Source organism: Brevibacterium ravenspurgense (assembly GCF_001584615.1).
GTDB classification, from domain to species: Bacteria; Actinomycetota; Actinomycetes; order Actinomycetales; family Brevibacteriaceae; genus Brevibacterium; species Brevibacterium ravenspurgense.
This window is the reverse complement of sequence record NZ_LQQC01000011.1, coordinates 1-24,577: the sequence shown is the minus strand read 5'-3', so window position 1 is coordinate 24,577 and position 24,577 is coordinate 1. Positions and strand designations below refer to the sequence as shown.

At 62.5% G+C, this 24,577-nt stretch carries 17 protein-coding genes and 2 tRNA genes; 11 read left to right on the top strand and 8 right to left on the bottom strand.

What is annotated here, in order from left to right:
• Positions 1 to 43: 43 nt before the first annotated feature.
• Together Bravens_RS08525 and Bravens_RS08520 are read right to left on the bottom strand one after the other, a co-directional pair.
• Positions 44 to 1,150, bottom strand: coding sequence for a baeRF3 domain-containing protein (locus Bravens_RS08525; RefSeq protein ID WP_062022403.1), 1,107 nt, complete (start codon positions 1,148 to 1,150; stop codon positions 44 to 46).
• Between the two features lie 251 nt (positions 1,151 to 1,401).
• Positions 1,402 to 3,234: a phosphoenolpyruvate carboxykinase (GTP) gene (locus Bravens_RS08520; RefSeq protein WP_062022400.1), complete on the bottom strand. Its 1,833-nt coding sequence runs from the start codon at positions 3,232 to 3,234 to the stop codon at positions 1,402 to 1,404.
• 268 nt (positions 3,235 to 3,502) lie between these two features.
• Between Bravens_RS08520 and Bravens_RS08515 the strand changes: the two genes are divergently transcribed.
• Positions 3,503 to 3,575: transfer RNA gene (locus Bravens_RS08515), tRNA-Arg, on the top strand.
• A gap of 406 nt (positions 3,576 to 3,981) precedes the next feature.
• Here Bravens_RS08515 and Bravens_RS08510 read toward each other — a convergent pair.
• The gene (locus Bravens_RS08510; RefSeq protein ID WP_062022398.1) at positions 3,982 to 7,047 is read right to left on the bottom strand and encodes an ExeM/NucH family extracellular endonuclease; all 3,066 of its coding nucleotides are present in this window, start codon (positions 7,045 to 7,047) and stop codon (positions 3,982 to 3,984) included.
• Positions 7,048 to 7,193: 146 nt separating this feature from the next.
• On the opposite strand from Bravens_RS08510, the gene Bravens_RS08505 reads away from it, so the two are divergent.
• Together Bravens_RS08505 and Bravens_RS08500 are read left to right on the top strand one after the other, a co-directional pair.
• Positions 7,194 to 7,802 carry a nicotinamidase gene (locus tag Bravens_RS08505; RefSeq protein WP_062022487.1) on the top strand — a complete coding sequence of 203 codons (609 nt, stop codon included), beginning with the start codon at positions 7,194 to 7,196 and terminating at the stop codon, positions 7,800 to 7,802.
• A gap of 123 nt (positions 7,803 to 7,925) precedes the next feature.
• Positions 7,926 to 9,962 carry an acetoacetate--CoA ligase gene (locus tag Bravens_RS08500; protein WP_062022395.1) on the top strand — a complete coding sequence of 679 codons (2,037 nt, stop codon included), beginning with the start codon at positions 7,926 to 7,928 and terminating at the stop codon, positions 9,960 to 9,962.
• 135 nt (positions 9,963 to 10,097) lie between these two features.
• On the opposite strand, the gene Bravens_RS08495 is transcribed toward Bravens_RS08500, so the two are convergent.
• Positions 10,098 to 11,546 (bottom strand): hypothetical protein, encoded by a 1,449-nt coding sequence (locus Bravens_RS08495; protein ID WP_157452734.1) that lies wholly within the window; start codon positions 11,544 to 11,546, stop codon positions 10,098 to 10,100.
• Between the two features lie 198 nt (positions 11,547 to 11,744).
• Here Bravens_RS08495 and Bravens_RS08490 point away from each other — a divergent pair, with 198 nt between their 5' ends.
• The 3 genes from Bravens_RS08490 (at position 11,745) to Bravens_RS08480 (ending at position 15,926) form a co-directional block, all read left to right on the top strand.
• The gene (locus Bravens_RS08490) at positions 11,745 to 13,232 is read left to right on the top strand and encodes a malate:quinone oxidoreductase (protein WP_062022390.1); all 1,488 of its coding nucleotides are present in this window, start codon (positions 11,745 to 11,747) and stop codon (positions 13,230 to 13,232) included.
• Between the two features lie 337 nt (positions 13,233 to 13,569).
• Complete coding sequence (locus Bravens_RS08485) at positions 13,570 to 14,742, top strand: PrsW family intramembrane metalloprotease (RefSeq protein ID WP_061941107.1); 1,173 nt, start codon at positions 13,570 to 13,572, stop codon at positions 14,740 to 14,742.
• Positions 14,742 to 15,926: a MarP family serine protease gene (locus Bravens_RS08480; RefSeq protein ID WP_062022387.1), complete on the top strand. Its 1,185-nt coding sequence runs from the start codon at positions 14,742 to 14,744 to the stop codon at positions 15,924 to 15,926. The genes Bravens_RS08485 and Bravens_RS08480 overlap by 1 nt, the downstream gene beginning before the upstream one ends.
• Before the next feature lie 22 nt (positions 15,927 to 15,948).
• On the opposite strand, the gene Bravens_RS08475 is transcribed toward Bravens_RS08480, so the two are convergent.
• From Bravens_RS08475 to upp, 3 genes are all read right to left on the bottom strand, one after another.
• Positions 15,949 to 16,872, bottom strand: coding sequence for an endonuclease/exonuclease/phosphatase family protein (locus tag Bravens_RS08475; protein WP_062022384.1), 924 nt, complete (start codon positions 16,870 to 16,872; stop codon positions 15,949 to 15,951).
• A 124-nt stretch (positions 16,873 to 16,996) separates the two neighbouring features.
• Complete coding sequence (locus Bravens_RS08470) at positions 16,997 to 17,764, bottom strand: winged helix-turn-helix domain-containing protein (RefSeq protein WP_062022381.1); 768 nt, start codon at positions 17,762 to 17,764, stop codon at positions 16,997 to 16,999.
• Between the two features lie 328 nt (positions 17,765 to 18,092).
• Positions 18,093 to 18,728 carry a uracil phosphoribosyltransferase gene (gene upp, locus Bravens_RS08465; RefSeq protein WP_062022379.1) on the bottom strand — a complete coding sequence of 212 codons (636 nt, stop codon included), beginning with the start codon at positions 18,726 to 18,728 and terminating at the stop codon, positions 18,093 to 18,095.
• Between the two features lie 200 nt (positions 18,729 to 18,928).
• Here upp and Bravens_RS08460 point away from each other — a divergent pair, with 200 nt between their 5' ends.
• The 5 genes from Bravens_RS08460 to tgt all read left to right on the top strand — a co-directional run bounded on the left by Bravens_RS08460 (position 18,929) and on the right by tgt (position 23,637).
• A complete protein-coding gene (locus Bravens_RS08460) occupies positions 18,929 to 19,408 on the top strand; it encodes a nucleoside deaminase (protein ID WP_082791099.1) in 480 nt (159 codons plus the stop codon).
• Positions 19,409 to 19,464: 56 nt separating this feature from the next.
• A tRNA-Ser gene (locus Bravens_RS08455) sits at positions 19,465 to 19,555 on the top strand.
• A gap of 205 nt (positions 19,556 to 19,760) precedes the next feature.
• Positions 19,761 to 20,834 (top strand): histidinol-phosphate transaminase, encoded by a 1,074-nt coding sequence (gene hisC, locus Bravens_RS08450; RefSeq protein ID WP_062022376.1) that lies wholly within the window; start codon positions 19,761 to 19,763, stop codon positions 20,832 to 20,834.
• 10 nt (positions 20,835 to 20,844) lie between these two features.
• Complete coding sequence (locus Bravens_RS08445) at positions 20,845 to 22,257, top strand: FAD-binding oxidoreductase (RefSeq protein WP_062022373.1); 1,413 nt, start codon at positions 20,845 to 20,847, stop codon at positions 22,255 to 22,257.
• A gap of 3 nt (positions 22,258 to 22,260) precedes the next feature.
• On the top strand, positions 22,261 to 23,637 hold the full coding sequence (gene tgt / locus Bravens_RS08440) for a tRNA guanosine(34) transglycosylase Tgt (protein ID WP_082791098.1): 1,377 nt from the start codon (positions 22,261 to 22,263) through the stop codon (positions 23,635 to 23,637).
• Here tgt and Bravens_RS10465 read toward each other — a convergent pair.
• Positions 23,634 to 24,528 (bottom strand): IS5 family transposase gene (locus Bravens_RS10465; protein WP_157452733.1). Its coding sequence is split into 2 segments (ribosomal slippage): positions 23,634 to 24,176 and positions 24,178 to 24,528, totalling 894 coding nucleotides; the frame shifts between segments, so codons are not numbered across the junction. The two genes, tgt and Bravens_RS10465, sit on opposite strands and share 4 nt — an antisense overlap.
• Positions 24,529 to 24,577 lie beyond the last annotated feature (49 nt).

The window sequence follows — 24,577 nt, the reverse complement described above, 5'->3', positions numbered from 1 at the left end:
AAATCTGCAGCTCCACCTCGTGCGTTAGGGCCAGGTGAGCAGGTCAGTAGCGGAAAGTGGCAACAGCTTCCGACGATTCCGGGAACTCGGCAACCGTGCGGACCGTGCCCTTGTTGGCAACAGTTGCGAGGATCGCCTGGCTTGCCGGCCCGTAGGCGTTCGTCGCGGCCAAACGCTGAATGTCGCGCGGGGTGAACAGCGTGTCGACCCGACCTTCGGCGGCGGCCTGCACAATCTCACCCAGGTCGTACGAGCCCTTGCCCGACGCAATGAGCGAACGAGCGTGCTCGACAACCGTGGCCTCGTCAGCCTGCATCTTGTCGTTGAGCACCTCCCAGGCCTTCGAACGAAGTTGCTCCGGCTTCGTCTGCTCTGGGTTGCCCGCGATGACCACGTCCTGGATGTTCGGATAGGGGCACAGACTCTTGAACGGGCTCAAGTACTCCTGCACTGAAGCCAGAACCAGCGGCTGTGAACGGGCAGTGCCCAGTTCAGCCGCAACACCTTCGCCCACACGGCGAAGGAAGTTCTCCCGCAGGTGATCCTCAGTGTCACCGCCGCCGCCAGTACCGTAGAAGCCCGTGCGCTCGCCGCCGGCGGACCGGTACTGGAGGTTATGCTCCGGAAGCTCTGTGACGGTGGCATCGAAGTTCTCTGGGATTGCGCCCAGAGGCAGCTGTTCGATGTGATTGCGGCTGGCATCGAACAGGCGGACCGAGTTCTTGGCCAACGCCAGAACGTAGACGCGGCCGTCCTGTTCGAGCATCGGCGCGAGCGGAACCACATTGAAGTGGTCATCAACCGTGCGCAGAGCCGGAACCTCAAGCGGAATGCGGAACACGCGGTAGAAGCCGTCGGCAGCGAAAACCGCCAGGCCGCGGCTCATGTGCAACCAGAAATCAGGATCATCGAGGGCCTTCTGGACGGGTTCAACAATCGCTGCAGCTTCGCTCGCGCTGAGACCCGCACTTTCAAGGTCCGCCTTCGCGCCGCTGAGCTGATCGCGCATGAGGCCGGCCGCAACCTTGTCCTGGCCGCCGGAGACCTTCGTGGGAATGTAGATGGAGACTTTGCTGCCCGCAGCCTGATCGCCGTTGATCAGAGCGTTGAAGTCGAGCTGGTCGATGGTGCCTTGAGGGTTGTCAGTCATTGAAGATTCCTCTCCGCAGTTGGGTGACACCGAAGTGTCATCTCTTCCCACCACGGTAGCGGCCGGTGCGCAGAGTGAAAAGGGGAATTTCACTACGAGGAAAGGGGCGGTCCACCAGAAGAAACAGAACGAGCGCCCGACCTCGGTTCTGGCTCGTGAACCTGAGGCCGGACGCTCGCCGGTCTGTTAAGTCAGCCGATGCTTCCTATGCGGCTGGCATTAGGTGCGGGTGGCGCTGGGCGCGGCTTGGGTCAGGCGAGACCCAGGCGCTGGCGCAGCTTGTCGACTTCGCCGCGCAGCTCAGCCGGGACGTGGTCGCCCAGCTCGGTGTACCACTCTTCGATCGACTTGAGCTCTTCAGCCCACTCTTCGGGCTTAATGGCCAGGGCCTTCTGCAGCTGTTCCGGAGTGACATCGAGTCCGTCAACGTCAAGGGCGCCTTCGGCGGGAGCCTTGCCCAGCGGGGTGTCAACAGCTTCGGCGGTGCCGGCAACACGTTCGAACACCCACTTGAGAACACGCGAGTTCTCAGAGAAACCGGGCCACAGGAACGAATTGTCGTCGTCACGGCGGAACCAGTTGACGTAGAAGATCTTCGGCAGCTTGGCGCCTTCGGTCTTGCCGATGTTCAGCCAGTGCTGGAAGTAGTCACCGACGTTGTAGCCGATGAACGGACGCATGGCCATGGGGTCGCGGCGGACAACGCCGACCTTGCCTTCAGCGGCGGCGGTCTGTTCGGAGGACAGGACCGAGCCCATGAACACACCGTGCTGCCAGTCGTGCGTTTCGGTCACCAGCGGCATCGTGGTCTTGCGACGACCGCCGAACAGGATTGCCGAAATCGGGACGCCGTTGGGGTCCTGCCATTCCGGAGCTGCGGTGGGCACGTTGGCAATCGGGGTGCAGAAGCGCGAGTTCGGGTGGGCTGCCGGGGTCGAGGACTCCGGAGTCCAGTCGTTGCCCTTCCAGTCGGTCAGGTGGGCCGGGGCTTCGTCGGTCTTGCCTTCCCACCACACGGTGTTGTCATCGGTGAGGGCAACGTTGGTGAAGATGTTGCCGCCAGCGTCGATTGCTTCCATTGCGGTCGGGTTGGTCGAGTAGCCGGTGCCGGGAGCAACGCCGAACAGGCCGTATTCGGGGTTGACCGCGTAGAGCTGACCGTCGTCGCCGAAGCGCATCCAGGCGATGTCATCGCCGAGGGTCTCAGCCTTCCAACCGGGGACGGTCGGCGTGATCATTGCGAGGTTCGTCTTACCGCAGGCCGACGGGAATGCGGCCGCGATGTACTTGGATTCGCCTTCGGGGTTGGTCAGCTTGATGATGAGCATGTGCTCGGCCAGCCAGCCTTCGTCGCGGGCAATGGCCGAAGCAATGCGCAGCGAGTAGCACTTCTTGCCCAGCAGAGCGTTGCCGCCGTAGCCGGATCCGTAGGACCAGATGGAGCGGTCTTCTGGGAAGTGGGTGATGTACTTGGTCTCGCTGCACGGCCAAGCGACGTCTTCTTCGCCCGGTTCGAGCGGGGCACCCACCGAGTGCATGCATTCGACGAACTTGCCGTCGTTCTTGTCGATGGCCTCAAGGACTTCGTTTGAGACGCGGGCCATGATCTGCATGGACAGAACAACGTAGGGCGAGTCGGTGATCTCGATGCCGAACTGCGGGTGCTTGGCGTCAATGTGTCCCATTGCGAAGGGGATGACGTACATGGTGCGACCGCGCATAGCGCCGGTGAACAGCTCGTTGAGCGTGGCGCGCATTTCCTGCGGGTCCATCCAGTTGTTCAGCGGGCCGGCGTCTTCTTCTTTTTCAGAGTTGATGAAGGTGCGCGATTCAACGCGTGCGACGTCGGCGGGGTCGGACTTCGCGTAGTACGAGTTGGCCGGTTCAGACAGTTTGACGAGAGTGCCGGCTTCGACCAGCTGGTCGGTGATTGCCTGACGCTGTTCTTCGTCTCCGGTGATCCACTCAATGCGGTCCGGGGTGGTGAGCTCGGCAGCGCGCTTGACGAATTCGAGGATCTTCTCGTTCTTCGTGGGTGCGCCTGCGAGCAGGTCTTCGACTGAGCCACGGTCGATGACGGTCATGCTTAACTCCAAGCTTTCGGTGTTCTTGAGACAAGCCCACCGTAGGAACGCAGAATGTACGCTGGAGAGGAAAACGGGCCACTGAACATGTGTGTTGGCTCACAAGATGGTTCCGTGTGGCGTGATTCTGAAATTCTTGTGGCTGTTGCTTGCATAGACATGACGTGTTTTTGCAAGGGCGGTTTTTATGGTTGTGGGCAGCCTCACGCTGCGTGCTTTTGGGTTTCCCGCAAACACTGTGTATAGTTGTTCAGGTCCGCACGGATGTGCGCCACTAGCTCAACGGATAGAGCATCTGACTACGGATCAGAAGGTTGGGGGTTCGAATCCCTCGTGGCGCGCAAATGAAAATCTCGGGACATCGTTAACTCGATGTCCCGAGATTTTTTTGTGTGTGGGGCGGCTGGTGTGTCGGGTCATCGTTCCCTATGTGGGCTGGCAGGCTGTGGCGGCTTGGCAGGGAAAATACCCCTTAGCCGGAATCCACGCTTTAGCCGTAAGGAGACTCCCTTTAGCAACAGAAACTCCCGTTAGCAGTTGTTGCTAAGGCGCAGAATCCGGCTAAAGGGTGTGCGTCTGTCCAAATCTGGGTGTGGCCATGCCGAGCTGCAGCTCCCTTTTCGGATTGGGCTGTACTTCGTCGTGGAACAGGAGACTCCGGAGACGACGCAGGGGTGGTTCTCCGTTCCTTGGAGAACCACCCCTGCGTTGTTTGCTGAGCCGCAGTTGTCAGCTCAGCTCTTCAATTCAGCGGCGAGCGTGTGCACGCTTGCGGCTTGCAAACACTGCTGCAGCTCCAGCCGCCAGCAGTGCTAGGCCCGCGCCGAGCGCAGTGAGTTCTGCACCTGTGCGCGGCAGGCCCTTTCCGCTGCCCGAGGCCGAAGTGCCGCCGGAGCCACTCGCTGTGGATCCGTGGGAGTCCGAACCGCCGGAGCCCGGCTGGCGTTCGCTGTCATCCGAACCCTCGTTGCCAGCGGCTGCGTCGTCCGATGCGTCTTCGCCAGATTCCTTACCCGACTCCCGGCCTTCGCTGTCGCCAGGCTGTTCTTCTGGTTCCTGGCCTTCGTCATCGCCGGGTGCCGGGTCTTCGTTGTCACCGGGCTGTTCGCCCGGCTGCTGGCCGTCGCCTTCGCCTGGCTGCTGGCCGTCGTTGTCACCGGGCTGGTCGCCGGGTTCCTGACCTTCGTTGTCGCCGGGTGCCGGGTCTTCGTTGTCACCGGGTTCTTCTGGTTCCTGGCCATCGCCATCGCCCGGCTGCTGGTCGTCGCCATCGCCCGGTTCCTGGCCTTCGTTGTCACCGGGTTCTTCTGCCGGCGCACCTGTGCTGATGCCCACGATGCTCGGATTGTGGTCAGACGAACGGAACTCGTCGGGCTGGTAGAAGTTGGTCACGTTGTAGTTGTGGCGGCTGTACTCGAGCGCAACCGATTCAACCGAGTTGATCTCCCATGTGGCAGCGCCGGTCACAGCACCCGCCGCAGCGGTCGGAGCAGCCGAGCGTGCCTGTGCCTTCGGACCCATCGCTTCTTCCGAGGCGAGCACGTGGTCGAGGCTTCCGGTCAGCCCACCGAACAGGTAGGTGGGTGCCGCATCGAAGTGCTCACCGACGTTGGTGTACCCGGCTTCGTAGAAGACCTGCATGGGGTCTTCCTTCGTGTACGAGTTCAGGTCGCCCAGAATGAACACGCGCTTGGTGCCCATGGCTTCCTTCTGCTTTTCAGCAAAAGCCTTGACCGCCTTGGCCTGCTTAACGCGGTCAGCGTTCGAGTTGCCCTGGCCATCACCTGAGTCTTCATTGCCCGGGCCCTTGCCGGAGCCCTTGGACTTGAAGTGGTTCATAACGGCAATGAACTCGGAAGCCTCGGGGTTGTCCACGCCAACGGCCTGGAACTTCTGCGCCAGGGGCGCGCGAGCGTTGTGGAACGCCGGGTCATCGAGGATGACTGAATCGCCCACAGGCTTCGCTTCAGCCTTCTGGTAGATGTAAGCGGTGCGGATGACGTCGTCACCGGTCTCCGGGATCGCCTTCGGGGAGGGGACAAAAGCCCAACGCTCCTCGCCTGCCGCCTTGTTCAGTGCCTCAACCAGATTTTCCAGAGCCCAGTCGCGGTCCTTGCCGAACTTGTCGGAGCTTTCAATCTCTTCCAATGCGACAACTGAAGCGTCGAGCTTGTTGATGGCCGCGACGATCTTTGCCTGCTGACGCTTGAAGTTCTCTTCGTTGTACGCGCCACGCGGCGTGCAGTAGTTCGATCCGACTGGGTTGCCCTCACGGTCGGTGTAGGCCTTGCACCCTTTTTCTGTGTCGCCGGTGGTGGGGAAGTAGTTGAGCACGTTGAAGCTGGCCAGCGTCATGTCACCGCCGACACCCGGTACGTCTGCGCGGGTGTTTTCAAACTCAGCGGGGGTCAGCTCATTGTTGTCCGGTAGGAACCCCGTGGGCTGCAGGCGGTACTTGTCGTGGCCATAGCCGACAACGGTGGGCTTGGTGAACGTGACCTTGGCACCCACGCGCACCGGCTTGTCGTTGCTCAGGTACGGCAGCGGGGTGTCCTTCGCAGTCTTGAAGAAGTCCGCGGTGCCGCCGTCATCGAGGACATAGGCCTTTTTCTTGTTTTCGGCGTCGACCTTCTTGGCTTCTTCTGATCCAGGGCGCGCCACATCCGTGGGCTGGCGCAGGGTTTCAGTTCCGTTGGCCAGGCCGACTTCACCGTAGGTGTTGGTCGAGTAGTTGTCGGTGACCGTGATGTCGCCGGTGGGCTGAACAAGCATGCCTTCGAGGGCCTCACGCTTGGCAGGGTCTTCCGGGAATGCGCCTTCGTACGGCTTCGGGGCCACCGCTGCTTCGTCGAGCTTCTTCAGTCCCCCACCGTCAACGCTGATCTGGGTCTGTCCGTAGTACTCGCTGACACTGCCGGTCACTTCGACGTTGTCACCGGTCTTGACCTGCTTCACGGTGTCCTTCGAGTAGACGAAGATGCCGTGCGAGCCCTCTGCGAAGTCGTGGTTGTCTCCGCCGGTGCTTTCGGTCTGAATGTAGTAGCCGTTCAGCCCGCCGGTCGGGTAAGCGGCCGTCACAACACCGGTGGTGGTGACGGTCTTGCCCTTATACGGGCTTTCGTCACCGGTGCCCTGGATGGTGTTGATCGGCAGGAGGTTGGCCGGGTTTTCCGGGTCCGAAGGGTCTGTTGGGCCAGGTGTGCCGGGCTCATCTGGGTTGGGGTTGTCAGGTGCGTCGCACGTGCTGGGGTCGGGCGCCGTTCCGGGGGTGGGCTTACCGGACTCCCACTCTGAGCAGTTGAGCTGGATCGACTGGTCCTTGCCGGAAGCCTTTGCTCCAGTGGGCTCTGCCTGCTGGCCGCGCACCGAGGCAGGCAGCTTGTCGCTGTTGGACGCCGTGACGCCCTTTCCGCCGACAACACCGCCGATCTGCTTGAAGTCGACGAGGTTTCCATCGGCGCTGACCACGAAAACGGAAGCTCCGTAGGAACCATCAGCGGCGGCGCCGCTTTTGACAGAGTTCGTCAGCGGAAGTTCGACAACGTGAACACCGGATTCACCGACAACCGTGCCCTGGGGCAGGGTGACGACCGATTCGTCGCTGTTGAGAGCGCCACCTCGAGTGACAGAACCGACGATCCAGCCGGACAGATCCGTACCAGCGGGGGCGACGATCTCAACGAAGTCGGCATCGTTCGACGGATAGGAGATTTCAGAGATATGAGCATCGGCGGGAGCGGCCCAAACGGGAACTGCGGAGCCGAATGCGAGACCGACGGCGGCAGTGCCGGCGAGCAGAGCATGGCGCTTCATATGAGTCCTAATGAGAGGTGTGAGCACACGAAAGTGCAGACTGACCCAACAAGGCTAAAAGACTCAGCATTCTCTTAGGCAACGAGAAAGTGAACTCTGCCAAGGAACGCAGAAGAGACCTGAACCACATTCCGTAGACTGTGGTCATGACAACTGCACTCATCATCGTTGATGTTCAGAATGACTTCTGTGAAGGCGGTTCTCTCGGTGTTGACGGGGGACTGGCAGCAGCCGAAGCGATTGCCGACTACGTGGAAGAGGGGCCTGACGACTTCGTTGTGACCACGCAGGATTGGCACATCGATCCCGGCACGCACTTTTCTTCCGAACCGAACTTCACAACCACCTGGCCCGTGCACTGTGCGGCAGACACCGAGGGTGCGCAGTTCACACCGGCCCTCAAACCGGTGCTGGAGGCAGTTGATGCCCAGTTCCTCAAGGGGCAGTACTCAGATGGCTACTCCGGTTTTGACGGTGTAGAGGCAGACGGCGAATCAGAACTTGCCGAATGGCTGCGGGAACGCGGTGTGACACACGTGAGCGTCTGCGGCATCGCCACCGACTACTGCGTGCGCGCAACAGCACTGAGCGCATTGGACGAAGGCTTCGAAGTTCGAGTGCTCGAAGACCTGTGCGCGGGTGTTGCTGCAGATACCAGCCGCAAAGCGCTCGCAGAACTCGCCGACAACGGCGTCACGGTTCAGCGCACCGACGGAAAGGCCGCCGCCTACGACATCGGGGACACCGAGGACTGAGACTCACCAGATCTGGGCGCTTCGTTCTGGGCTGGTCAGCCCGACCGGCCCAAAACGAGGCGCACAGAAACATTTCGCACACCGCAGCACACAGCGCAATGAAGCGCGGCAGAAAGGACATCTATGGCACTTGCGGAGAACTTTGAACAGGCGGAACCCGGTGACGTTCTGTGGACGCCCTCACCGGAGCGGATTGCCGCATCGAAAATACGGGAGTTCCAGGAGTGGCTGGCTGAAACACGGAGTGTGCCGGTGGGTGACTTCGCTTCGCTGCACGCCTGGTCGGTCGAGAACCTGGGCGACTTCTGGGACGCGGTGTGGGAGTTCTTCGACATCATCGGCGATCGCGCAGACGGTCCGGCGGTCACCGGCACCATGCCAGATGCCCGTTGGTACGCGGGCTCCCAGATCAACTACGCCGAAAACATGCTGCGCCGGGCTGACAGCGCACCGGATGACGAGGCGCTCATCGGCTTGGACGAAGATCTGAACCGGCGAGCTCTGACCTGGGCGGAGCTCGCGGGGCAGGTCGGTGCGCTCGCCGAGTGGCTGCGGTCATCAGGGGTGGGTGAAGGCGATGTTGTCTGTGCCGTGCTGCCGAACATCCCCCAGACGGTTGTCGGCCTGCTGGCCAGTGCATCCGTGGGAGCTATTTGGTCGGTTGTCGGGGCGGAGTTCGGTTCTGCGGGCGTGCTGGACCGCTTCCAGCAGCTTGAACCGAAGGTGCTGCTGACCGTTGACGGCTACAAGTTCAACGGCAAGCAGATTGATCTGCGTGCATCTGCGGCGTCGCTAGTGGAGCAGATGCCCAGCATCAAGGCGCACGTACTGGTCGACAATCTGGGTGACCGCCTGCCCGAAGCTGACGCTGCCGAGGTGGGTGTGCCGAGCGCTGTCTTCTCTGACATTGCTGCTCAGCCGCAGAAACCGGAATTCACTCGCGTGGAGTTCTCGCACCCCCTGTGGGTTGTTTTTTCGTCCGGCACGACGGGCAAGCCGAAGGGCATTGTGCACGGTCACGGCGGCATTGTTCTAGAAGCGGCGAAGAGTGTTCTGCACAGCGAACTTGAGCCGGGGTACGTGACCTACACGGCTGTCTCGCCCACGTGGATCATGTGGAACATCCTGGTCAACGGCCTTGGTGCCGGCGCGGCGATCGTCGTCTACGACGGTTCCCCGGTGGCCGGTTCGGCTTCGCGCCACTTTGAGATCGTCAGCCGGGAAAAGGCGAACCATTTCGCGACCGGTGCCGCGGTTCTGCAGATGATGGAGAAGGCCGGCGCGAAGCCGCGCGCCGAATACGATCTGTCATCCCTGCGGACAATCCTGTCGACCGGTTCACCGCTGCCGGGTTCAACGTGGAAGTGGGCGTACGAGTTCGTGGCCCCCAACATCCGTGTGGGCTCGGATTCCGGTGGAACCGATATCTGCACCGCGTTCATCGGTTCGAACCCGCTGGACCCAGTTGTGTTGGGTCAGCTGCAGGGACCGTACCTGGGCGTTGCCGCCGATGCTTTTGACGCCCACGGAAATTCTGTTGTGGATGAGCTCGCCGAGTTCGTGGTGACCGAGTCGATGCCGTCAATGCCGGTGAAGTTCTGGAACGACCCTGACGGCAGCCGGTACAGGGACGCCTATTTCGATGTGTACCCCGGCGTGTGGCGCCACGGCGACTGGGTGACGCGCTCCGCCGATGATCGCTGGGTCATCCACGGTCGTTCGGATTCGACCATCAACCGCGGCGGCATCCGCATGGGCTCTTCGGACATCACGAATGCAGTCAACCGGGTTGAGGGTGTGCAGGCGTCCATGGTGATCGGCGCCGAGCTCGGCGATGGTGACTACTACCTCCCGCTGTTCGTTGTGACCTCACCGGGAACGGAACTTGATGAGCAGCTGCGCTCCCAGATTGTGCAGACGATCCGCTCCGAGGTGTCTCCGCGGCACGTACCGGACGAGATCATCGCCGCCCCCGGTGTTCCCATGACCCGCACGGGCAAACTTCTCGAGGTGCCGCTCAAGAAGGTTTTCCAGGGCCAGTCGCCAGATGTTGTCAACCGGTCTGCTGCCGCTGACAACGAGATCCTCGACTGGTATTTGGACTTTGCCAGCCGCTTTGCGCAGAGCGAGGCTGACCAAGAGACAGACAGCAAGGACTGATATTGGGCATTTGAGGTTCGGCACCGGATCTTCGGTACTGGTCTTAGGCCCCCGGGGGTGGACAGCTGGTGCTGTCCACCCCCTCGTGCTGCCAGTGCAGATTCAGTGTGCGTTCTGCTTTAACGCGCTGTGCAATCAGCTTCGCTTCCGGGTGAAGCCCACCGCTGCCGCGCCGATTCCCAGCAGGACCAGCCCCATTCCGGCGCCAACCCGCCAGTCCGCACCCGTGCGGGGCAGCGTTTCGGCTTGCTTCGGCTCCTGTGGTGTGGGGGTTTCTTCGCCTCCGGCTTCCGGCGTGGACTCGGGCTTCGGTTCCGGCTGTTCCGTTGGGGCCGAGGAAGTTTCTTTCGGCGTTGGGGATTCTTCCGGTGTGGGTGTGTCAGACGGTGTCGGCTCTTCAGACGGCGTGGGCTCTTTCGGCGGGGGAGTCGGTTCCGGCGGTTCTTCCCAGTAGACGGTTTCTTCCGGGATGCCCCAGTCGGACACCCAGCCGTCTGACCTTTCGCTTTCAAGGATTTCGACGGTCCACGTGGTCCAGCCGGGTTTGCCCTCCACGGCTTCGGTTGTCAGCTGAGCCTTTCCGTCGCCGTCAATGCGTGCCGTGAGTTCTTGTTCGTCGACCAGTGTTCCCTGTGGTTCCGCACTCTGCACGGGCTCGGAGTCCGAATGGTAGGCCCGCGCGATCACGGACAGTGTTGAGTTCGGCGGGGCGCCGGTGATGTTGACGGTGTCTGTGATGCTCCCGTCAGAGGAAACCTCGGCAGTTGTTTCGGCAGTCGGTGCAAAGGGCAGCTGCGTGTTCGCGGTTGCCTTAGCGGTGACTTTCGCGGGAATACCCGTGGTGACGTTCTGAACTCGCTTGCCGTCAGTGGGCTTGTACACCAGAACATCTGTGCTCGGCAGCCCCGCGGCTGTGGCTTCGACAGACACCAGCGCGCCGGGTGGTGCAGAGACAGATACTTCCGTGCCGGCCGGCACCTGCGTGCGGAGATCTTCGCTGCCGCCGGTCATGACAACATCCACCGGCCAGTCCAGTTCCTTCCCCGCAGCCGAGGTCAGTGTCGGAGTGGCGAATACCTTCCCGTCGCGGTGTTTAAGCGCAAGGGTCAGAGTGTACGGGCCTGCGAAGTCTTTGGCGTCCTTGCGCATCTGGGTGAACATGTCCGCGGCTTTTGCGAATTTCTTGCCGAGCTCTTTCGGCGTGCGCACCTTCATGGTGTGTCGGTGGGGCAGTGCCTTGTCGAGTTTGACGAACGCCGACAGAGCCGCCTGCCGGCTGCTGTCCTTCGAGTCCGCGTATTCCGCCAGCAGCCAGGCTGTCTGCGGTGTGCGCACCGATGTTGGCTCAGCCCCCTTGAAGTGCTGTGGCCTGGGTGAGGGAAGCCCCGCATCGAGACAGTAGGACGGTTTGCCGTCGATCGTGAGATAGGCGCCGTAGAAGGTCTTGTGCACCCCTTCTTTGTGCCACAGGCCGGGGCCGTAGAAGTCGTCGTCGGCGGCCGCTGGTCCTGAAACCGCGAACGCCATGATGGCGGTCAGAATGATGAGTGCGCTTGTCTTCAGCGCTGTCAATAGATTTTTCATAGCCACATCAGACACGCGCCGCCGTCGGCTTCTCTACGCCTGAGACAGGCTGTGGACATCGTCGATTTCATCCACAGGCTCAAGCACACAAGTCGGCGGGGTGTTTTCAAGGGCTCGGCCTGCGGTGACCCTGGGAGGCACCGCCGTGTGCACAGGAGTAGAGTTTGAGTGGAGTATCTACTACACAGCCGAACGGGGATGCTGACTTTGAGTATCAAAGAAAACGCTGACGTCGTCCTGATCGGCGGGGGCATCATGAGCGCAACGCTCGGCACCCTGCTGCACGAACTTCAGCCCGACTGGACAATCCGCGTCTACGAGCGCACCGACTATGTCGCACGCGAAAGCTCTGACGCCTGGAACAACGCGGGCACCGGCCACGCGGCCCTGTGCGAGCTCAACTACTCGCCGGCCGACAAGAACGGCAACATCGACATCGCCAAGGCCGTCAACATCAACGAACAGTTCCAGGTCTCCCGCCAGTTCTGGAGCTACCTCGTTGACGAAGGCATCGTCGGCGAACCCGGCACCTTCATCAACCAGGTTCCGCACGTGTCCTACGGCCGCGGAGAATCCGGCCGCGACTACATTCGCGCTCGCCGCGAAGCCATGGTTAAGAACCCCCTGTTCAAGGACATGGAGTTCACCGACGACCCCGCCACGCAGGCTGAGTGGCTGCCCCTCATGTTCGAAAACCGCGGCCCGGGACAGGTCAACGGCCTGTCGCGCGTGACCAGCGGAACCGACGTCGACTTCGGTTCGCTCACCCGCCAGATGCTGGCCAACCTCGCCGACAACGGCGTTGAGGTCCGCACCGGCCACGAAGTCACGGACCTCAACCGCAGCGGAAACGGCTGGCGCGTGTCGGTGAAGAACACCGCGGCCGCCGAATCCTTCGACGTTGATGCCAAGTTCGTGTTCATCGGCGCCGGCGGCCACGCGCTCCCGCTGCTGCAGAAGACCGGCATTCCGGAAGCCAACGGCTACGGCGGATTCCCCATTTCGGGTCTGTTCCTGCGCAGCTCGAACCCCGAACTGGTGGCACGCCACCACGCCAAGGTGTACGGCCAGGCCGCAACCGGTGCTCCGCCGATGTCGGTCCCGCACCTGGACACCCGCGTCATTTCCGGCAAGGAATACCTGATGTTCGGTCCCTACGCCGGATTCTCGCCGAAGTTCCTCAAGACCGGTTCGTTCCTTGACCTTCCGCGCTCGGTTCGCCCGGGCAACCTCCCGGTCATGCTCAACGTGGCCAAGGACAACTTCGACCTCGTGACCTACCTCATGAGCCAGCTGGCTTCCACGAAGAAGGACCGCTTCGAGGCTCTGGGCGAATTCACTCCAGAAGTCGACCCCAGCCAGTGGGAGCTCATCCACGCCGGTCAGCGCGTCCAGGTCATGAAGAAGGACGCCAACGGCAAGGGCATGCTGGGCTTCGGCACCGAAACCGTTGCGTCGGCTGACGGTTCCGTTGCAGCTCTGCTGGGTGCTTCGCCCGGTGCATCGACCGCCCCATCGATCATGCTCAAGCTGTTCGAACGCTGCTTCCCGCGTCAGTTCGAAGGCTGGAAGCCCAAGCTCGAAAAGATGGTCCCGTCCTTCGGCCGCACGCTGCACGAAGACGAAACGCTGCTCGACGAACTCACCGAGTACACCAACCGGACCCTGCAGATCAACGTCGACTGACATCGACAGAGCTCAAGTCCGCACTGACTGAAGCCCTGCACGCTGAAGCCCCCCCCCGCAGCCACTGCGGGGGGCTTCAGCGTTTTCCAGCATCAGTCTGCGGGGCTTCACAGCTGAGATAAGCCATAGTGTCACCGGGGTGTGGAATCATGTATGCGATACGCAACGGAAGCTCACACGAACGGCGACTATGACGCAGCACCCACACAGCAGCTACAGTCAGCAATACCCGCACGGCGGTCCTTCGCGCCCAGCCTGGTACGCGCCATCAACCGGGCCAATCCAACAGGCCCCATCCGGGCAGCTCACCGGCGCCTCGAGAATTGCCTACCCAACCGTGTCGCGCCCAGACGGCTCGACCGGAGAGCTCGTCCGAATCATCCTCGCGTCCATTGCCATCGGGCTGTTGGGCTTCGGGCTCCTGCTCATCATCCTGTTTCAGTCGCTGACGTTCAATGGCTTGGGCATTCTCATCGTCCTGCTGTCGCTGGTGCCCATGGCGTTCATCTTCCTGGTAGTCCTGTGGTTCAACCGGTGGAAGAAGCGCAACCCCGTGTGGCTGGTTCTGCCGCTGCTGTGGGGTGCAGTCATGGCGATCGTCTTCACCATTGTGGTGCAGACCTTGGGATTCTTGGGTTCGACCCTGGTCATCGGCTTCGACAGCTCACAGAGTCTTTTTGACCTCCTGTACCCAGTGCTCGGAGCCCCGCCCATCGAAGAAGGCGCCAAGGGCATTTTCCTCGCGGTGTTCGCCCTGGCCGCACGCCGACACTTCACGGGTCCTCTCGACGGCTTCATCTACGGTTCGCTGGTCGGTGCGGGCTTCGCGTTCACCGAAAATCTGCAGTACCTGTCGGGGTCCTTTGACGAAGGACAGTTTGTGGGTCTGGCCATCACCTTCGTGCTGCGCGGCATCGTGTCGCCGCTGAGCCACTCGCTGTTCACAGCCGTGGCCGGTGTTGTCATCGGCTTTGCCGCAGCTCGCTGGCAGTGGTGGGCTGCGATTCTGGCGTGGCCGCTGGGATGGTCCGTGGGAACCTTCCTGCACGCCCTCTGGAACTTCATGGCCGGAGCTGTGGGTGGATTGGGCATCCTCGGCCTGCTCATCATCGTCGGACTGGCCTTGGTATACGCCGTCATCTGGTACAGCCTCGCTTTTGTCCTGCGGTGGCTCGAAGTGCGCAAGGACCGCGCCATGCTCGATGAATACAGGCAGGCGGGCTGGCTGACACCGGCCGAGGTCGACACGTTCGGCACGTGGCGAGGCCGCAGTCAGGGCAAGCGGTGGGCGGCCGGCTATCACGGGGGTGCCGACACCTTCAAGAAGATGGTCCGCACGACTATCAATCTGGCCAACGCCCGCCAGCGCATCAACGTCCACGCTGGCGGTGAGGTTGAACGCGAACGTGAAAAGAAGCTGCTCACGGACTTCGCCACACAGCGCACACAGCTGATGAACAGCGTCAACAGTGCGCACAGCTACCAGGCGCACTATCCCGGCGCATACTGATGATCGACCTGGTGCTGGGGATCATCGCCCTGTCGTCTCTGGCGATGGGGTGGATCCGCGGTCTCAGCCCCACTGTTGGGGCGCTCATCGGGTTTGCGCTCGGACTGCTTATCGGCAGGGGAGTGCTCGCCGGCATGAAACTGGCCGGGGCGAACGAGCTTCTCGATGTGATCGGACCGACCGGCGCTTTTGCCGTTCCCTTTGTGCTGGGTCTTATCGGGGCAGCGATCGGAGCTTCGTGGGGGCGGGTGCTGCGCGATCGCATCCGTTCGGCCGCTGGCAGGCTCGTTGACGCCATCGGCGGCGCCATCAGTGGTGTTGTGGTCTTCTGCCTGCTGGTGTGGGTCAGTGCCGGGTGGGTGCGCACAACATCGCTCATCGAACCTAACCAGTGGGCCGCCGATTCGGTGATTGTGCGCGCCCTCGACGGGGCTGCACCCGTACCGTCCTCACAGGCACTCGGTGCCTTGGGCGAAGCGCTGCGCTTCAACGGCTTCCCGGATGTTTTCAGCGGACAGAAAGAGCAGATCCGCGAAGTCGACGCACCGAACCCGGAAATGGTGGCCGTCGGCAAAGAAGCGGCCCAGTCGGTTGTGAAGATCACCGCCCAGGCACCCGCGTGCAACTCCGCATCGGAGGGCACTGGTTGGGTGTACTCCGACCGCTATGTGGCTACGAACGCCCACGTTATTGCGGGAGCTCAGCAGATTTCCGTGCAGGTTGCCGGCAAGGGGCAGGCCCTGCCGGCGCAGGTGGTGGGCTTCAACCCCACGATCGACGTTGCCGTCCTCTATGTCCCCAGCTTGAAAGCCCCGGCTATGCAGCGCGGCGAGGACTTGGCTGTGGGAGCTGACTCCGTTGTCGTGGGCTTCCCGGAACACGGGCCATACACGATTTCACCGTCGAGGGTCCGCGAAAGGGTCGTGGCCGAAGGCAAAGACATCTACGGCGAAAAGAAAGCCATCCGCAAGGTGTATTCGCTGCGCGCTGATGTGCGACCAGGAAACTCGGGAGGCCCTCTGATCGCGGCAAACGGCCGAGTATCGGGCATGGTCTTTGCGAAGTCGCAGAACGACGATGCGACTGGCTATGCGCTCACGCTCAAGGAGATCATGCCGACGCTGAAAGCAGCAGAGGGTACGCGGGGGCTGGTGCCCACCGGCAAGTGCACCGCGAAGAACTGAAACTCCCGCGGCAACACCGAAGCTACTGCGTCAGGTTCAGCCCAGCAATGATCGCGCGGTGGTCTGAGGTTCCGCGGTCCATGACGGTGTCGTAGACGGGATCGAGTCCGCGGACCATGATGTGGTCCAGCCGCACCGCGGGGAACTGTGCCGGCCACGTGAAGCCGAAGCCGCCGCCGACGGCCTTGCGGCTGTCGACCAGTTGTTCATCGAGGTCTTTGAAGTAGCGGTCAGTCTGCACCGCGTTGAAGTCGCCGGCCACAATCAGGTGTTCGGCGTCTTCCTGTTTCACGGCCGAGGAAAGCTTCTGCAGCGCTGAATTGCGCAGAGTCTCAACACCGGGGCGAACGGACGGCACGTGCACCGCGTACAGCTTCACATCGCCGTGATCGCTTTTCACAGTGGTTTCAAATGCCCGCGGCCACTGCAGACCCAGGTCGATGTTCTGCTTCTGCGTCAGCGGCCAGCGTGACCACACGCCGACCGTGTCGGCAACCTGCGTGTGTGCAAACGACTTGTCGAGTTCTTTTTTGATGATCTTGCCCGACAGGGATTCGATCTCCTGGATGACGACAACATCCGGTTTCTGATCGATGATGGCCCGTGCCGTCGCAGTCGGCTGCGGCAGGCGCGCACCCACATTGTGTGTGGCCACGATGAGGTCGGCGTCACGGTCATCAGATGCCGGCTTGAGGTAGGGCCCAAACATCACACCCCACACCAGGGCGGGAATGAGCACGCCGATGATCGACAGCGGCGACAGTCGGATGAGCGCCAAGAGCAGCAGCAGGACGAGCAGCACCCACGTCCAGGGCAGGGCCGATTCGACGATGAGGGCAAGCCCGTTGGTCGTCGGGATGAGTTCGTGGATGATCAGAAGCGCGGCCAAAAGCGCGCCGAGGAGGGCTACGACAACGCCCTTGGCTGGGTTCTTCGTACGAGACATGAGGGTTTCAGTCTACGAACCGAACCTGACTGCTTTCTGGGCCAGTCCTCAGTGTGGGCTCATATATATCAGCTCAGCACAGCCCGAAACTCATCATCCGGGCGAGGCGCGCACGCCCACGTGATCAGCGCAGAGCTGATGCGCTCCACACCTCGACATCCGGGTGCGAATCGAAGCGGTAGCCCTGTCCGCGGATGGTGCGCACAACAGAGGAATAGGAGCCCAGACGCTTGCGCAGGCGTCGCACGTGAACATCGACGGTGCGTTCGTCAGGGCGGTCAGCGTCATCGCCCCACACCTTGTCAACGAGTTCAGCGCGTGACAGCGTGCAACCTTCGCTGCTGACGAGTGTGGCCAGCAAGTCGAATTCCTTGACCGTCACTGTCTCTAGACGGCCGTCGATGTGCACTTCGCGGCGCGGGAGGTCGACCTTGAGGCCAGCCTTGGGCTTCTGAGCTTCTGCCGGCTGGGGCGGCTGGATGCGGCTGGGAATACGCGAGCGGACGGGACCGTGGGAACGGGCGGCGGCACCGCGGGCAGCCGGCGATCCGGTGGCGACAGCGCGCACGGCGTCGAGGTCGCGTTCCGGACCGGACGGTGCCAGCGCGATGATCGCCTGGGTTTCCGACGACGGGGCGAGTTCCTGCGTGTAGTCGCGCAGCGATTCGGCGATTTCGGTGAGGTTGGTGCCGGAAGCTGCGGCTTCTTCTTCGCTCAGGCCGATGTAGAGGATGATTCCGCGGGCCGAACCGGGCTGTGCCTGGACTCCTGCGGGGCCGTAGGTGCGAGGGGCGGACTGCGGGTCTACCGGGGTCAAGCGGGCTCCTCGCCTGCGGGTTGCTGCTGCGCTGCGGGGGTGGACGTTCTGGGGTGCAGATGCGTACTGCGTCATGGGATTCTCTTCTCTTGCGATGGGAACATGCGGATGCTGCTGAAGAACTCGTTCGCGACCGTGTCAGCAGGTGAGGTCGCGAACGCAGAGCATCGGCATTCGCTGTTGGAAGAACATGACGTCATTATTTGTCACGCCGCGAACGAAAACCAAGCGGATTTCCACTTTTGAGACGTTTATGACGACATATGACGTAATAAAGAGTCGTTCGGTGACGCTGAAAGCGCTTTGACGGGCTTCCCGGTGGGCCAAGATGACAAAAGAAGAACAGCACGAGGTGCCAGGCGCCTCGTGCTGTTCTGTTCCGGCCCCGCTGGGGACCGGGGGGTCAGGCGGTGCCGTACATCCGGTCACCGGCGTCCCCGAGCCCGGGGACGATGTAGTTGTTTTCATTGAGGCCTTCATCGAGTGCTGCTGTGAACACGTCGATGTCGGCGCGGTCGCCGAAGCGCTCGGTGATGTAGTTGACACCTTCCGGAGCGGCCACCAGGCAGACGGTGGAGATGTGCGAAACGCCGCGCTCCAACAGGAAGTCAATGGCCATTTCCAGGGTGTGTCCGGTGGCCAGCATGGGGTCGATGACGAAAACCTGGCGGTCTTCGAGGTCGTTCGGCAGCCGCTGAGCGTAGGTCTCGACTTCGAGGGTGTCGTCGTCGCGGACCATGCCGAGGAAGCCGACTTCGGCGGTCGGCAGCATGCGGGTCATGCCTTCGAGCATGCCCAGGCCGGCGCGCAGAATCGGCACAACCAGTGGTCGCGGCTGGGCGATCTGGGTGCCGGTGGTTGCGCACACGGGGGTGTTGATCTGCTTGGGCTGAACGCGGACGTTGCGCGTGGCTTCGTAGGCAAGCAGTGTGACGAGTTCGTCGGTCAGCTGGCGGAAGCGAGCTGAGTCAGTGCGCTCGTCACGCAGAACGGTGAGCTTGTGGGCAATGAGCGGGTGGTCCGCCACGTGGAGCTTCATGGTTTAAGCCTATCGTTCGCGGCGGCTGTCGTCCTGCTTTGTTCGTGCGGTGCTTTGTGTGTGATGTGCGGGCAGAGACAATAGGCGCATGGCTTGTATCTGTGAGCTGAACATTCGCCGGGCTGCACGCTGCCGGGGGAGGCTCACCGCGGTTGATGTCTGCAGTGCGGATGATGTTTGCAGGGGAGCGGTGAGCTGACGTGGCGCTTGCAGTCCGCGAACAGCACGCGCAGTGGATGGGCAAAGCGCTGGATCAGGCGCACCGCTGCCCGGAATCCGATGTGCCGATCGGTGCTGTTGTCATCCTCGACGGGCAGGTGGTCGGGGCTGCCTGCAACCGGCGCGAAGCCGATGCTGACCCCACGGCGCACGCCGAAGTCCTCGCCCTGCGCCAGGCTGGGCAGGCCCTTGGCACATGGCGGCTGGACGGGGCGGTCCTCGTCGTCACAGTTGAACCGTGCGCCATGTGCGCCGGCGCAGCGATGAACGCCCGCGTGGGCACAATCGTCTTTGGCGCGCACGAACCCAAGACCGGCGCCGTGGGATCCGTGTGGGACCTTCCGCGGGACCGTGCTGCCCATCCGATTCCGCAGGTGTACCCCGGTGTGCGAGCTGACGAGTGCCGGGCTGTGCTGGATGATTTTTTCGCCGATCTGCGGCTGCCGGGCAGCGAAGAGTGAGCAGAATGACAGTCCCCAGTTTGTGCCGCGGCCGCTGAGGCCTTAGAGTTGTCCGCGGTAGCGTGTCCGAGCGGCCGAAGGTGCAACACTCGAAATGTTGTGTAGGGCAACCCCCTACCGTGGGTTCAAATCCCACCGCTACCGCCAGATGAAGCTCCGAGGTTTTCGCCTCGGAGCTTTTTCATGTTCTGAGGACGCAGGCATGTTCCCGGGGGCACAGGGGCTAAGGGCCGAGGTGCCGGGAGCAGTCGAGGTGCCGCGCGGGTTCTACGGTTCGGCTCGGGTGGTCTGGGGCCGGACTGCGGCCCGAGGTGCCGCCCGAGTGAGCCTGGGGCGGCGGTACGATGAGCCCATGACTTTTCAGTACCGCCTGCGCCCTGCCGTGCGTGATGCCGCGGCATATGTTCCCGGCAAACCCGCTGCTCCGATCGAAGGCATGACCGCCTACAAGCTGTCGGCCAATGAGCACCACATGGAACCGCTTCCGCAGGTGCGCGAAGCCATTGCGAAGGCATCTGAAAATCCCAATATCTACCCCGACCCGGGTGTTTTCGAACTGACTGAGGCGATGGCCGACTTCCTGGGTGTGGCACCTGAGAACGTCGTGTTCGGTGCCGGCGGTTCAGAAATCCTGTCGGCCGCCTTCGCCATTACGGCAGGCCCCGGCGCGAACATCGTCTACCCGTGGCCGTCCTTTGAGATGTACCGCCAGGTGGGTGTCATGAGCGGAGCGGAGAACCGCCAGATCCCGCTGACCGCCCACGGTCGCCACGACTTTGACGCGCTGCTGGACGCAATTGACGACGACACGACGCTGGTCGTGCTGTGCAGCCCGAACAACCCCACGGGCCCCGCAATTCGCGAGGCCGAGTTCCGCTCCTTCATGGACCGTGTGCCTTCGGATCTTCTGGTGGTCCTCGATCAGGCCTACCTGGAGTTCATCACCTCGGAAGACGCGGTTGACGCCGTTGCGGCACTGGCTGACTACCCGAACCTCATCATCATGCGCACGTTCTCCAAGGCCCATGGCCTTGCCGGCCTGCGCGTGGGCTACGGAATTGCCCACCCGGATGTCATCCTCGAAATGCGCAAGTCGATCGCGCCGTTCTCGGTGCAGAGCATCGGCCAGGCAGCCGCGCTCGCCTCGCTGAGGGCATCTGCCGAAGTCGATGTGCGGGCAAAGGAAGTTGCCGCAGCTCGCGACAAACTGACAGAAGAGCTGCGCGCACTTGGCATCGACGTGCCGACGTCCGACGCCAACTACGTGTGGCTGCCGCTGGGCGACCGTTCCGCAGAGTTTGAAAAGGTGTGCATGGCCAACGGCCTGGCAGTGCGCAACCTGCACACCGGCATTCGTGTGAGCATCGGCCCGGACGAAGCCATGGAACGCTTCATCGCCGTCACCCGCGAGTTCCTGGGCAAGTGACCGGTCGATCATGAGCATTGCCGATATTGCCGGCCTGAAAGAAGCACTGGGGCGCGCGTTTACGGACGACCCCGATGTTCTGCAGACCTACAGCTTCGACCACGCGCAGTTCAGCACCGCGGGCAAACCCCTGGCGCTCGTGCGCGCGCAGACAGTTGAGGACGTGCAGACCACCGTCCGCTTCGCCCACGAACACGGCGTGCCGATCGTTCCACAGGGCGCACGGACCGGACTGGCCGGAGCGGCCAACGCGATTGACGGCGGCATCCTGCTCAGCCTCGAGCGGATGAACCGTGTGCTGGATGTCAACACCGTCGAACAGACCTGCACCGTCGAACCCGGCATCATCAACGGCGACCTCAAGAGGCACCTCGACAGCTTTGACATGTCCTATCCGCCCGACCCCGGGTCGGTGGCGATCTCGTCGATCGGTGGGAATGTGTCGACCAACGCCGGCGGTATGTGCTGCGTGAAATACGGCGTGACCGCCGACTACGTGCGCAGCCTCAAAGTGGTGCTGCCCGACGGCACGCTCACCACCGTTGGCCGACCCACCAAGAAGGGTGTGGCCGGATACAACCTGCACTCGCTCATCATCGGCGCCGAAGGCACCCTCGGGGTGGTTGTCGAGGTGACGCTCGAGTTGGTGCCGAAACTTCCGCCGCCGCTGACCGCGGTGGCGATCTTCCCGGATTCCGTCAGCGCGGCAGGCGCCGTCACGGACTACATGGGCACTGGCGGGCGGCCGTCGTTCATGGAGTACATGGACCGGCAGGTGATCGAGTTCGTCAACGCCTACGGCGACTTCGGTCTGCCGGATGGTGCCGGGGCGATTCTGCTGGTGCAGGCTGACGGTGACGGTTCGACGGAATCGGCCGCCGCGGAACTCGAACGGTTCACGGCTGTTGCAAAGGCCGTCGGCGCTGACGACGTCTTCTTTTCAGACGACCCGGCAGACTCCGAGCTGCTGGTTGCTGCGCGCCGCGCTGTTTCTCCCGCAACCCAGAAGTTCACCCACGCACTGGGCGGTGGCGAACTCGTCGACGACATCTGCGTGCCGCGAGCCCGGCTGCGCGATATCTTCGCTCGCTTGGACGAGATCGCGGAACAATACCCGCAGCTCACCTTTTCCTGCTGTGCTCACGCCGGTGACGGCAACCTTCACCCGACCGTCACGTTCAACGCGCTCGACGACGAACAGGTGCGCCTGGCTGAAGAGGCCTTCGGCGAAATCATGCGGGCCGGCATGGAATGCGGCGGCACTATCACGGGCGAACACGGAGTGGGTTCACTCAAAGCCCCCTGGCTGCGCCACGAACTCGACGAGGGCAGCCGCGCAATGCACATGGCCATCAAGAAGGCCATTGACCCGAAGAACATCATGAACCCCGGCAAGATGCTTCAGTTCCTCGGCGAAGCCTGAGCCATGCACACGGACAGCGCCCCAGGTGGGGACAGCACTGCGCGCGACGGCACCTCCGCCAGCCCGGACCGTGCGGAGGTGAGCTTCGGCTTCACAATCGAGTCCCGCCTCGACCCCGGATCACGAACCCGCAGCCCCTACTCCCTGGGGCAGGGGAGCGTGCACGGCCGTACCGGAGTAATCCGCACACCGCACGGGGATATTCAGACTCCCGCGTTCATTCCGGTGGGCACAAAGGCCACCGTGAAGGCCGTACGCCCCGAAGAGATGCGCGAACTCGGAGCGCAGGCCCTGTTGGCCAACGCCTACCACCTGTACCTGCAGCCAGGTGCTGACCTGGTCGACGAAGCCGGTGGGCTGGCCGCGTTCATGAACTGGCACGGGCCAACCTTCACCGATTCCGGCGGTTTTCAGGTGATGAGCCTGGGTTCGGGGTTCAAAAAGGTCATTTCGATGGAGGCGGCCGCTGACAAGGCCGGGTTCGATGACGATGCGACGGCGGCGGGAAAAGAGCGGCTGAGCTTTGTCGACGATGACGGGGTGAACTTCAAATCCCACCTGGACGGTTCTCTGCACCGCTTCACTCCCGAAATCTCGATGCGGGTCCAGCATCAGCTGGGGGCGGACATCATGTTTGCCTTTGACGAACTGACGACTCTCATGAACTCCCGCGCCTACCAGGAAGAGTCCCTAGAGCGGACACGCCTGTGGGCCATCCGCTGCATCGAAGAGCACAAGAAGCTCACTGCTGAGCGCAGTGCGCCAGGTTTTGCCGGTCTGCCGGGCGGCAAGCCCTATCAGGCGCTTTTCGGCGTCATCCAGGGAGCACAGTACGAAGACCTGCGGCGCAAAGCCTGCCGCGACCTGGGCGCCATGGACTTCGACGGCTACGGAATCGGCGGGGCGCTGGAAAAGGAAAGCCTCGGCACGATCGTCGGCTGGTGCAATGACGAACTGCCCGAAGACCGTCCCCGGCACCTGCTGGGGATCTCCGAACCGAACGACATGTTCACCGCGGTGCGGGCAGGTGCTGACACGTTCGACTGCGTGCAGCCGTCGCGCGTAGCCCGCAACGGAGCCGTGTACACCGCCTACGGCCGCTACAACGTCAACAACGCTGCCTCAGAGCGCAACTGGGATCCGATCGAGCCCGGCTGTGAGTGCTACACCTGCCAGAACTATTCACGCGCCTACCTGCGTCACCTGTTCAAGGCCAAGGAGATGCTGTTCTCCACCCTGTGCACCATCCACAACGAGCACTACACGGTGCGGCTGGTAGAGAAAATGCGCGAAGCAATCGCCGATGGCACCTTCGACGAATACGAAGAGGAAACGCTCGGCCGCTTCTACGGCTCCGGCCCCGCTGGGCAGCGCGGCTAGGGCGTGTCTGATAAATGTCGGGTCCATGCGATCACGGTGTGCAGGACGACGGCAGCCCGGTAGACCACTGCGTGCTTGTCATAGCGGGTAGCCAGCCCGCGCCATTGCTTGATGTGGTTGTAGCGACGCTCGATCACGTTGCGGTTCTTGTAGTCGAGGACATCGAGACCAACAGGACGGCCACCGCGCGAGCCCCGACGTTTCCAATGCTTTTTCTGATCGTCGGGCTCCGGAATGACCGCTTTGATCGCGCGAGACCGCAGATGGCCTCGGATCGCGCGTGAAGAGTACGCTTTGTCCGCCCGCACGGCGTCCGGGCAAGTGCGTGGTCGCCCGACGTCACGACCGACCCGAAGGTGCTGCAGAAGAGGCAGGAACATCGAGGAGTCGCCGGCTTGCCCCGGGCTCAGCAGGGTGACCAGAGGCAGTCCGTGACCGTCGACGAGTTGGTGGATCTTCGTGGACAGGCCCCCTCGTGAGCGGCCGATGCTGTGATCAGGCGGCTCGATGGTCAGATTCTTGTAATTCGATGTAGCCCCCTGTGAGGCGTGTGGCGTTCGTCGCGTGCTGATGGGCACGCGCGATGGTCGAGTCTACGGAGACGGACCAGTCGATGAGTCCTTCCTTGTCTGCAGCGGCGGTGAGGGTGTTGAGGATGGTGTCCCAGGTTCCCTCGGAGGCCATCCTGCGGTGCCAGGTCCAGACCGTCTGCCAGGGTCCATACACCTCGGGTAGATCGCGCCAGGCGATGCCGCACCGGTAGCGGTAGATGATCGCTTCGACCATCCGGCGGGCGTCGGAGAAGGGTCTGCCTCTGCGCCCGGTGGGACGGGGGAGCATGTCCTGAATCAAGGACCACTGAGCGTCGGAGAGCATCTGGAAGCGTGACATGGGTCAAGACTCCCAGCGAAGATGCCGAATCTTTGTCAGACACGCCCTA